Annotated in this window: 13 protein-coding genes; 9 read left to right on the plus strand and 4 right to left on the minus strand. The window is 62.9% G+C overall.

Annotated elements, in window-relative coordinates; translation table 11 throughout:
- Positions 1–31 precede the first annotated feature (31 nt).
- The 5 genes from alr to tsaD all read left to right on the plus strand — a co-directional run bounded on the left by alr (position 32) and on the right by tsaD (position 4,223).
- Positions 32–1,162, plus strand: a complete 1,131-nt coding sequence (gene alr / locus FEF26_RS10365) for an alanine racemase (RefSeq protein ID WP_138253465.1) — start codon at positions 32–34, stop codon at positions 1,160–1,162.
- Positions 1,159–1,800 (plus strand): tRNA (adenosine(37)-N6)-threonylcarbamoyltransferase complex ATPase subunit type 1 TsaE, encoded by a 642-nt coding sequence (gene tsaE, locus FEF26_RS10370; RefSeq protein ID WP_138253466.1) that lies wholly within the window; start codon positions 1,159–1,161, stop codon positions 1,798–1,800. The genes alr and tsaE overlap by 4 nt, the downstream gene beginning before the upstream one ends.
- Positions 1,801–1,833: 33 nt before the next feature.
- Positions 1,834–2,511, plus strand: a complete 678-nt coding sequence (gene tsaB, locus FEF26_RS10375; RefSeq protein WP_138253467.1) for a tRNA (adenosine(37)-N6)-threonylcarbamoyltransferase complex dimerization subunit type 1 TsaB — start codon at positions 1,834–1,836, stop codon at positions 2,509–2,511.
- Between the two features lie 99 nt (positions 2,512–2,610).
- Positions 2,611–3,153 (plus strand): ribosomal protein S18-alanine N-acetyltransferase, encoded by a 543-nt coding sequence (gene rimI / locus FEF26_RS10380; protein ID WP_138253468.1) that lies wholly within the window; start codon positions 2,611–2,613, stop codon positions 3,151–3,153.
- Positions 3,150–4,223: a tRNA (adenosine(37)-N6)-threonylcarbamoyltransferase complex transferase subunit TsaD gene (tsaD, locus tag FEF26_RS10385; protein ID WP_138253469.1), complete on the plus strand. Its 1,074-nt coding sequence runs from the start codon at positions 3,150–3,152 to the stop codon at positions 4,221–4,223. Before rimI ends, tsaD begins: the two co-directional genes overlap by 4 nt.
- 144 nt (positions 4,224–4,367) lie before the next feature.
- Here tsaD and FEF26_RS10390 read toward each other — a convergent pair whose 3' ends face one another.
- On the minus strand, positions 4,368–5,519 hold the full coding sequence (locus FEF26_RS10390; protein ID WP_138253470.1) for a glutamate--cysteine ligase: 1,152 nt from the start codon (positions 5,517–5,519) through the stop codon (positions 4,368–4,370).
- A 134-nt stretch (positions 5,520–5,653) separates the two neighbouring features.
- On the opposite strand from FEF26_RS10390, the gene FEF26_RS10395 reads away from it, so the two are divergent.
- The 3 genes from FEF26_RS10395 (at position 5,654) to FEF26_RS10405 (ending at position 8,138) form a co-directional block, all read left to right on the plus strand.
- Positions 5,654–7,486 carry a glycoside hydrolase family 3 protein gene (locus FEF26_RS10395; protein ID WP_138253471.1) on the plus strand — a complete coding sequence of 611 codons (1,833 nt, stop codon included), beginning with the start codon at positions 5,654–5,656 and terminating at the stop codon, positions 7,484–7,486.
- A gap of 170 nt (positions 7,487–7,656) precedes the next feature.
- Positions 7,657–7,989 (plus strand): ArsR/SmtB family transcription factor, encoded by a 333-nt coding sequence (locus FEF26_RS10400; protein WP_243730521.1) that lies wholly within the window; start codon positions 7,657–7,659, stop codon positions 7,987–7,989.
- Positions 7,986–8,138, plus strand: a complete 153-nt coding sequence (locus FEF26_RS10405) for a zinc transporter permease (RefSeq protein WP_138253473.1) — start codon at positions 7,986–7,988, stop codon at positions 8,136–8,138. The genes FEF26_RS10400 and FEF26_RS10405 overlap by 4 nt, the downstream gene beginning before the upstream one ends.
- A 10-nt stretch (positions 8,139–8,148) precedes the next feature.
- Here the strand turns inward: FEF26_RS10405 and FEF26_RS10410 are convergent, their stop codons facing one another.
- From FEF26_RS10410 to ykgO, 3 genes are all read right to left on the minus strand, one after another.
- Entirely contained in the window at positions 8,149–8,481 is a 333-nt protein-coding gene (locus FEF26_RS10410; protein WP_138253474.1) for a hypothetical protein, read from the minus strand.
- Positions 8,482–8,493: 12 nt separating this feature from the next.
- Positions 8,494–8,904, minus strand: coding sequence for a class I SAM-dependent methyltransferase (locus tag FEF26_RS10415; RefSeq protein WP_138253475.1), 411 nt, complete (start codon positions 8,902–8,904; stop codon positions 8,494–8,496).
- A gap of 142 nt (positions 8,905–9,046) precedes the next feature.
- Positions 9,047–9,169, minus strand: coding sequence for a type B 50S ribosomal protein L36 (gene ykgO, locus FEF26_RS10420; RefSeq protein WP_138253476.1), 123 nt, complete (start codon positions 9,167–9,169; stop codon positions 9,047–9,049).
- Positions 9,170–9,236: 67 nt separating this feature from the next.
- Here ykgO and FEF26_RS10425 point away from each other — a divergent pair, with 67 nt between their 5' ends.
- A complete protein-coding gene (locus tag FEF26_RS10425; protein WP_166432997.1) occupies positions 9,237–10,265 on the plus strand; it encodes a GTP-binding protein in 1,029 nt (342 codons plus the stop codon).
- The last annotated feature ends 66 nt before the right edge of the window (positions 10,266–10,331 follow it).

Here is a 10,331-nt window from a genome sequence, read left to right on the forward strand (position 1 = left end):
CACTTCCGGGGGCACCGGTACGCTGGATTCCATGAAGTTACCGGAGCGTGCAGCTGTTATCGACGCCTCTGCGATCGCCCACAATGTGCGCACTATCGCCGAGTACGTCCGTCCGGCCAAGGTGCTCGCCGCAGTCAAAGCTGACGGCTACGGGCACGGGCTGGTGACCGCTGCAAAAGCCGCACTCACCGGCGGGGCCGACTGGTTGGGTGTCGCCCATATCGACGAGGCCCTCCAACTGCGGGCACAGGGCATCGAATCGCCCCTGCTGGCCTGGCTGCACACCCGTGAGGCTGACTTTGCCGCCGGAATTGAAGCTCATATTGATCTGGGAGTCTCCGGTTGGGACCTCGAGCCCGTTGCTGAGGCGGCCAACCTCCTGCACGAACCCGCGCGGGTGCATCTGAAGATCGACACCGGCCTTGGCAGAAACGGCTCAACCATGGCCGACTGGCCGGGACTGGTTGAACGCGCTGCAGTGTTCCAGAACCGGGGACTGATCAGCGTTGAAGGTATCTTCACCCATATGGCGGTTGCCGATGAACCCGACCGCAAAGAGACCGACGAACAACTCGAAGCTTTCCACCAGGCACTTGCAGTGGCCGAAAGTCATGGAATCGTTCCTGATCTCCGCCACGCAGCCAACACACCGGCGGCGCTGTCGCGGCCGGATGCGCACTTCGACATGGTCCGGGTCGGGGTCGGCATCTACGGGCACAGTCCCTTCGCGGACCGCACCGGCGCATCCTTGGGGCTCAGACCTGCCATGGAACTGCGCACCACAGTGGCCAACGTCAAGACGGTACCGGCCGGCCAGGGCATCAGCTACGGGCTCACCCATCGGGTTGAAACACCCACCCGGCTGGGCCTGATCCCCTTGGGCTACGCTGACGGCATTCCGCGGATCGCAGTCGGCGCGCCCGTGCTTATCAGGGGCCGCAGGTACTATTCAGCCGGCCGGGTGGCCATGGACCAGTTCGTCGTAGAACTCGGAGAAGACAGTGATGTAGAAGTTGGCGATGAAGTGACGGTCTTCGGCGGGGACTCCGGGATTGAAGCCGCAGACTGGGCAACAGCTGCCGGCACCATCAACTATGAAATCATTACGCGAATCGGAGCCCGGGTGCCCCGAGTGGTGGTCAATGCGGAGCACGATCAGTGACTGGCTCGGCGCCGCCACCGGCAGCTCTGCCCGGGGAAAACTGGCAGCTGCACACACAGCTGCCCCACCTGGAGGCCACAGCTGAGTTCGCCCGCGCACTCGCTGCACACCTGGATCCAGGGGATCTGCTGGTGCTGACCGGTGGGCTCGGAGCAGGCAAGACGACCTTCACCCGTGAACTCGCCCATGCCCTCGGTGTCCGTGGTCAGGTGAGCTCACCAACGTTTACCTTGTCCCGGATTCACCCCCATGAGGACCCTGCCACGGCTGACCTTGTGCATGTGGACGCTTACCGCACCGACGCTGCCGGAATCGAATCCCTGGACCTGCTGGCGACTCTTCGAACATCGATCACGGTTGTCGAATGGGGCCGGGGCTTAGTGGAGCAGTCACTATTGGGAGCGTCAGGGTCCTGGTTGGACCTAGAACTCAACCAGGGGACGGCCTCACCCGGCCAGGCCGGGAGTGAGCCTGCCGCGCATGAGGAGCCTCGCGGTGGCGCACCGGTGATCCAGACGGACTTCAGTGAGACCGAGGAGGAACTGTTGGGGGTGCCGCGCCGGGCGGTCCTGCGGGGCTACGGGCCGCGGTGGATGACCACGCCGACACTTCCCCGGGGGTTCAACGAACACCACTGAGCGGTGAAGTGCGTTGATCGCTACCATGGTGGGGTGCTTCTGCTTTCCATCGACTCTTCCGCCGGGGCTTCGGCTGCCCTCATTCGCGACGGCGAACCACTTCAGGTGTGGCACACCGAGGAAACCACATCGCATGCAGAAGTCCTCGCACCGGCTGTTCAGCGACTGCTGGCCCAGGCGGGCGTGACGGGGGAGGATCTCGACGGCGTCGTCGTGGGGGTCGGGCCGGGGCCGTTCACTGGTCTGCGGGTCGGTCTGGCTCTTGCCCACGCGCTTGCCGAAGCCTGGGGCAAGCCGCTGCAAGGAATCTGCAGCCTGGACTCCTTGGCGCTGCGGGCAACCGATGCGGGGATCGACGGTGAGTTCCTTGTGGCCACGGATGCCAGACGCCGCGAGGTCTACTGGGCGCAGTACGTCAGCGATGATGCTGGATCCCGACTCCAGCGCGGCCCCTTTGTGGCTGCCGCCAGTGAACTTCCCGATCTTCCCGCTGTGGGCGCCGGCCTGAGGCTCTACGCACAGGACCTGCGCGCAGCCGAACTCGGCGAGGACCCGAGTGTCTGGGTTCCCCATGCTGCGGAACTGGGCCAACTGGCCACCGGTGCGCTCGCCGGAGAGCTCCACGGGGTCATGTGTCAGCCGCGACCGCTCTACCTCCGCGAATCCGACGCCCAAGTGCCGCGGCAGATGCGTCCAGGCGGTGCGACATGACGAACCCACGAGACTTACGTCTCCAGATATGGGAAACAACCCCCGAAACAGGCGCCATTCCCCACATTCCGAGACGCACTTCTGACGGGGAGGTGCGTGATGGGAACTGAACCGCCAACCGCCGAGCCGGTGATCCGCCCGATGACCGCCCAGGATGTGCCAGCGGCTTTCCAATTGGAGCGCAGGCTCTTCCCGCATGATGCCTGGCCGGAGAGGTTCTTCTACGACGAACTCGCCCAGGCCGAGCCCACCGTTGCCGCCCACCGAGCGACCCGCGCCTACTGGGTGGCGGAGGACGGCGACCAGTTGCTGGGCTACGCCGGCATGATGTGCGTGCTCCCATTGGCCGATGTCCAAACCCTGGCTGTCGCCCCCGAAGCGCAGGGTAGGGGGCTGGGATCCCGCCTCCTGAAACTCATTGAGCACCAGTCACAACTCAAGGGAGCGCAGGACCTTCTGCTTGAGGTCCGGGCGGACAACCCGCGGGCCCAACAGCTTTACCTGCGCACCGGATTCGAGCAGATCCACCTTCGGCGGGCCTACTATCCGGATGGTGGCGATGCCCTCATTATGCGTAAACGCCTCTCCGCCCCGCCCCCGAGGGTCGGCCCGATAGGAAGCGACCGAGGAGACACCCCGTGAACGAACCCCTGGTGCTTGGCATCGAGACCTCCTGCGATGAAACGGGAATCGGGATCGTGCGCGGAACCCAGCTGCTGGCCAACGAGGTGGCCTCCTCCATGGATGAGCACATCCGGTTCGGCGGGGTCATCCCCGAGATTGCCGCCCGCGCTCACCTGGAGGCGTTCACCCCGACGCTTCGGAAGGCCCTGGATACTGCCGGGGTCGAACTCCGTGATGTGGACGCGATCGCCGTCACCGCAGGCCCCGGGTTGGCTGGCGCGCTCATGGTGGGGCTCTCTGCTGCCAAGGGGCTGGCGCTGGCTGCCGGCAAACCGCTCTACGGCGTCAATCATCTGGTGGCGCATGTGGCGGTCGCCCTGGTGGAGGACGACGACGACGGCTCGCCCCTGGCACCGAGTACCGCGGCACTTCTGGTCTCCGGTGGGCACACCGAGATTCTGCGTGTGGGTTCACTGACTGATGATATGGAACTTCTCGGTTCCACAATCGACGACGCGGCTGGCGAAGCCTATGACAAGACCGCCCGACTGCTGGGGTTGGGATACCCGGGCGGACCTGCGATTGACGCAGCGGCGCGCCAGGGTGATCCGCGGGCATTCCGCTTCCCGCGAGGACTGACGATGCCCAAATTTGAGGGCACGGCGCAGAGCCCCGGCAAGCACCGGCACAATTGGTCGTTTTCTGGGCTGAAGACTGCTGTGGCCCGCGCCGCCGAACAGTTCGAAGCCCAGGGTCTGCCCGTTCCGGTGGCCGACCTCGCCGCGAGCTTTCAAGAGGCTGTGGTGGATGTGCTTACCGCCAAGGCCGTGCGTGCCTGCCGGGAGCACGGGCTGACCAGCTTGCTGCTCGGTGGGGGAGTGGCGGCCAATTCCAGGCTGCGTGAGCTTTTGGCGGAACGCTGCGCTGATGCCGGGATCGACCTGACGGTGCCGCCGATCCCGCTTTGCACCGATAACGGTGCGATGGTGGCAGCGCTGGGAGCCCAGCTGGTCAGCGCAGGGGCGCAGGCGTCGTCGTTGGAAATCCCCGCTGACTCCAGTCTCCCGGTGGACCAGATTCTGCGCTGAGGCTCTGCAGCCTCACCCCTTTTTTCCGGCCTCACTCACCCATTGGCCGCGTATGCCCCCTGCAGGGCGGCGATATCACTTGAGATAGCGGCACATTAGGCCAGACGGTGCCGGCCAGGGCGGGGAAGAGCAGGGCCTGGGGTGCTAGCCGTTGATGGATGTGCGGGTTTTAGCCGCGGAGTCCAGCACCACCTGTCGCAGATCCCCATCATGGGAGTCCGCCACCTTCTTCTGACGTTGATAGCCCGCACCGGTGCGCATGATGGTCTCCAGATGGCGCAGCTCATGGGCGCAGCCCAGGTCCTTCGCCACAGGTTCCAGGCGCTGAAGCTCGCGTTCCATGGCGTCGGTGACCAGTTCTTCATCACCGTTCTCGTTGAGGATGATGATGGCGTCGAGTCCGTAGCGCGCAGCCCGCCACTTGTTCTCCTTGACATACCAGTGGGGCATCGACGTCACGGTGCCACCGTCGTCGAGCTGCCGGACGGTGTCCTCCACCAAGCACTGGGTGAGAGCGGCGATCGCACCGATCTCGTCCAGGGTGGCCACGCCGTCGCAAATCCGCATCTCCACTGTGCCCAGTCGGGGTACCGCGCGGAAGTCCCAGCGGACCTCGGTGACGTCGTTGATCACGCCGGTGTGCTCAAGGTCGGCGACGGCCTTCTCATAGCCGGACCATTCTTCGAACTGGTAGGACTGCCCCGCGGTGGGCAGTTGCTGGAACATCAGGGCCCTGTTTGAGGCATACCCGGTGTCCTCACCCGACCAGTAGGGGGAGGAAGCGGAGAGCGCCTGGAAGTGCGCGTTGTAGTTGCAGAGCGCATTAACCACTGGCATTGCGTACTTCACATCGGGAAGTCCCACATGCACATGGATGCCGTAGATGACCATCTGGCGGCCCCACCACTGGGTGCGCCGGATGAGTTCGTTATAGCGTTCCTTATCGGTGACAGGCTGCTTGGTCGGCGGAGCAAACGGGTGTGACCCCTGGCAGTAGAGCTCCACATCCAGCGGTTCGCAGTGCTTCATGACGTTCAGCGCGGTCTCGCGCAGCTGACCAACGCCTTCAGCCACGTCGTCGCACACATCGGTGACCAGCTCAACGGTATTGAGCAGCAGCTCCTGTTTGACGTAGGGATGTTCCTCGTCACTGGCGAGTTCGGGATGGTCGGCCCTAGTGGCCTCCAGGATCCGCTCGGCAACACTGCGCAGGTCACCGGTCTGCCGGTCGACCAGCGCCAGTTCCCACTCAATCCCGAGGGTCGAGCGGGGGGATTCGGCGAAATCAAGTCCCATGAGACTCTCCTGTCATCAAGCGTCGGTGCAACGAGCCAACTGTATCCGCACTTTCCTGGAGAGTTCCTCGGTGGTGTCTCCATGTCTCCTGCGTCTGCTGGGGCGCACGCTCCGCAGACCGTACCCTTATATGGATGCTGCCAACACGTGCTCTGACTGCCGCCGCTCTGACGGGCGCGCTATTCCTGACATCCTGTGCTGGGAACGACGACGCCGGCTCGCCTGACAGCGCGGACCCCGGCTCCGAGACCACTGAGCTCAGTGCTGAGGAGATTGCCGAGCAGGAGCGAGCTGAGAAGGAGGCCCGATTCCACGAGGCCATCGCAGACCAGGAGGCCGCGTTGGCCGGTCCAGGTGAGACTCACCGGGCCGAGGCTGCTGATGTAGTGGCTGAGATGTCGCTGTCTGAACGTGCCGGTCAGGTCCTGATCGGAGAGTATTCCGGGACTGATGCTGATTCGGCAGCTGAGCTGATAGAGCAGCACCATCTAGCGGGGGTCATTCTCATGGGGCACAACATCCCCGGAGAGTCAGGCTCAGTAGACACTGAGGCGCTGGCTGCCCAGATTGAGACGATTGCCAGCGCCGGGTCAAGCGGCGACGACAACGCAAGGGCTGTGCCACCCATCATCTCTGTTGATCAGGAGGGGGGATTGGTCACGCGGGTTGGGACCCCCGTGATGGAGTGGCCCACTCCCATGGCCTCCGGGGCGGCGCACCAGTCCGACGGGGAGTTGTGGAGCGCTGGCCAGGTGCACCGATACATGGCCGAGGACCTTGCGGACCTGGGTTTCACCGTGTCGTTCGCCCCCAATGCCGATGTCACTATTGGCCGTGAAGACCCCACTATGGGTTCCCGAACTTTCGGAGCTGACCCTGACGCAGTGGGACAGCTCGCCGTACAAGCACTGCGCGGGCTCGCCGACGCGGGGGTAGCCGGTTCCATCAAGCATTTCCCCGGTCACGGATCCGTCACCGATGATTCGCACAACACGCTCCCAGTCCAGCAGCAGAGCCTCAGCGAACTGCGCGAACGGGATTGGAAACCTTTCGCTGATGTCGTCGAGGTTGGGGCTCCCATGGTGATGATGGGCCACATTGAGGTTCCCGAGCTGGAAGCAGGAGTGCCGTCGTCGTTATCCGCGGCTGCCTATGCTGAAATCCGTCAGATGGGGCATGACGGCGTGATTGTCACTGACGCAATGAACATGGCTGCCATTGCCGACCGCTTCGGAGGTGACCAGGCGGTGGTGACCGCGCTCTCTGCGGGAGCTGACCTGCTCCTCATGCCGCACTCTTCGCCTGGGGCCCACGCGGCGATCATCGCGGCTGTGGAAGCTGATGAGCTCGACGAGGACCGACTCAACGAGGCCGCAGAGCGAGTGGTGGCCCTTGTGCTGTGGCAGCAGGAGCTTGCAGCAGGGGAGTTGGACGCCGGCCCTGGGGTTCCCCTACCTGAGGATCTGGGTGCACGGATGATGTACGGCCCGGCAACGGGAAACGGTGAGCAGGAAGACGCCGATGTGCAGGCTGACGACGAATCCATCGACGACGACCCGGCTGAGTTGGACGCGTCTGCCGTGGCAAGACACGTCGCGGCCCAGTCCATCACCCTGGTGGAGGGCGAGTGCGAGGCGGAACTGACCACTGAATCACTACAGATTCAGGGTGGTACACAGCAGGATAGGGACCGGCTTGCCGCAGCCGCGCAGGAGGCTGGACTGGAGATTGGGTGGGGCCCGGTGGTCACGCTGTTGGGTGGTACCACCCCAAGTTCCGGTGACGTGGTGGTGGCCTTGGACCGCCCAGAGGCGCTCGCCGACTCCACCGCTGACACGAAACTGGCGCTCTACGGACGCACACCGGAGTCGTTCGCGGCGCTGGTTGAGGTGTTGGGCGGCGCCGAAGCCCCCGGCGCGCTGCCTGTTGAGGTGGGCTCGCACGCTATGGGTCACACTCGCTGCTGACGGTCCAGCACCACCGCCATGAGAAGCTCAAACAACTTCAGCTGCGATCCCTCGGGCACTCGAGTACGCCTCAGCTCAGTTTCACTAGTGACACCGATAAGGGTGCTAAGGTGAGACTGATTCTTGATAAATATATTGCAATCTATTTATATGTGTGGTGAAGTATGAGTGTGAGCGACACGTCGGGTCTCGCCCCAGCTGCTCAGTTGTTCAAGGTTCTCGGCAATGAGTCGAGGCTGTGGTTGTTGCAGCTGATCGGCCAGGAGCCGCTGACTGTGGGGGCACTGGTGCAGGCGACAGGAATGTCGCAGCCATTAGTCTCCCAGCATCTGCGGACGCTGAAGCAGGCTGGACTCGTCACGGCTGATCGTCACGGCAAGGAAGTGGAGTACCAACTTGCTGACCACCACGTTTCGCACGTGATTGACGACGCCATCGCTCACTCACAGGAGACCACACCGAGTCCGCCGCCAAAGGCAGCGGCAGAAGGAGCTTCACCATGAGCGACCACAAGACTGCAGAGCACACCATCGAAGACCACCAGCATGGTCCGAACTGCGGCCACGAAGCCGTCGAGCACGAGGGCCATGTGGACTACATCCATGAGGGCCACCGCCATGCTGAGCACGAAGACCACTACGACGAACACTGAGCCCGCGGCGTTACGGCACCGGCACTGAGGTCACCAGATAACTGGCCCTCAGGCTGGTGCCGACTGCGCTGGGCTCAGCCCAGCGTCTCACAGTACTCAGCAGAGCATCTCGTGCCTCCGGCCACCGCGGCCCGAGACTTTGCGCCCCGAGGATGATCGGCGCGCTGTGCCGTTCCATCAGCTCAACGAACGCCTCGGGTGATTCGACTTCAACGGCGAACCACCCTTCACGAACGGCAGCCTGCGTGCCCACTAATCGCAGGATCTCCTCGGCATCTTCATGCCAGGGTGTGGGAGTATCGGGAAAATACGGTGCCAGTGTCTGGCGAATATGGCTGAACATGCCGCTGAATGACTAGCTGCTGAAGACGACTTCCCCGCCGGGGCGAGCCAGTCGCTTAGCTTCACTGAGCGCTTCATGCGGTTCTGGTGAGAAAATGAGACCGAAGGTGGACATCACCAAATCCGCACAGTTCTCGCTCAGGGGAACCTGGGGCATATCTGCGTTGAGCCATTGCGCTACCACCCCTGCCGCCTCGGCGCGCTGAGCAGCCTCATCCAGCAGGCTCTGTGTGACATCGACCCCAATGACGGATCGGACCCCACGTTTCGCAGCGGCTATAGCGCTGACGCCGGTGCCGGTGGCGAGATCTACGATGTCTTTGTTCTCCACGCTGAGGGATTCAACGATATCCCGACCCGCTTGGGCCCACAGGTCTCCGATCACGGAGTAGTCACCGAGACTCCACAATTCTGCAGGGTCCATCACAGTCCTTTGCTTGGCGTCACAGCTTCTGAGCGATGTCGAAGTCCCCGCTCGTCAGAGCCATATTGCACATTCCGCCGGCATCACTTCCTGCAGCGCTTATGCCTACTACGACTGCCTTCCAGGGTGCAGCCCAAGGAGCTCATCCCTGGCGCCCTTTGAACCTCCGATTCTGCTTGTTGATGACGTATGTTTTTCCGCGCCTGCGCACCACCTGAGAGCCGGGTTGCTTCTTCAGGGAGCGGAGAGACTGGCGCACCTTCATTTGTTCCTCCAATTGCGAATAAGTAGCATTAGCTATAAATCATACGCGGAATATGGAGAGGACGCTAATGGCTACAGAGGTCACAGCCGTTGTAGGTGCCTGCGGGCCAGAGCGCCAGCGGTATGCCCAAAACCTGGCACGCCGCCATGGTGCCCAACTGGTGCTTGCCCAGCGTGTCGCTGCCAGTGACTCTGCTGTCGAAGATGCCCTCGATCAGGTGTCGCAGGACCCTGAGGCGCGCCACCTGGTGGTGGAGTTTCCGCTGCAGAGCCCGGTGCTGCACATCATTGGAGAGCTTGCTGACGCTACGGCTTCGGCTGAACTGACTGATGTGGTGTGCCTGGTGGATGCAGCGCACCTGCTGTCGGACTTATCCTCAACGGAGCATCTTCGTCTGGCCAGCCACGATAATCATGGTCCCGCCGCTGTTTACGCCTCACGTGCTGAGCTGGTCGTCACCCAGATTGAGTACGCCTCCATGGTCGTACTGGTCAACACAGAGGCGTTGCGCGCACGAGAACTGAATCTCCTTCTGACATTAATCAGCTACCTCGCTCCCAAGGCCCATATTGACATGGTCGACGCCTCAGGTCACCAAGCGCCCCACAGGTCTATGGGCAGCTTCACCATGGAACAGACACACGCTGGATGGGTCAGTCTGCTCAACGGGGACTTCGCACCGAGATTCCAAGATTCTGCGGTCACGGGGCTGCACTATGAACAAATGCGACCCTTTCACCCAGGTCGTCTGAGCGAGCTCATGAATCGGTGGATGGACCCGTTGGATGGGGGAACGCTGCTGCGTTCAGCGGGATTCTGCCATTTGGCGACACGTTCACACATCACTGGCCACTGGAATCAGGTGGGCACCCACTTAGCAATGTTCCCCGCCGCCTTTGATCACCAGCTGGGGGAGGAAGATGAGCCCTTGGCGTTCGGCCAGGATCTGGCTCTCATAGGCCTTGATCTGAAGGCAGATCAGCTCATTGATGAACTCGATGACGCGGCGCTGACAGACAGTGAGTTAGTTGGAGGGCCTGCCCTGTGGGCTACCTTCCCTGACCCCTTCCCCGAATGGAGCACTGCAGATCACTAAGAGGTTGCGCGGGTAGGCGGGGTGTCGTTGGTTCCCGCGCTCGGGTGTGTCGCTGCAGGCTGACAC

Source organism: Nesterenkonia salmonea (assembly GCF_005771525.1).
Classification (GTDB): domain Bacteria; phylum Actinomycetota; class Actinomycetes; order Actinomycetales; family Micrococcaceae; genus Nesterenkonia; species Nesterenkonia salmonea.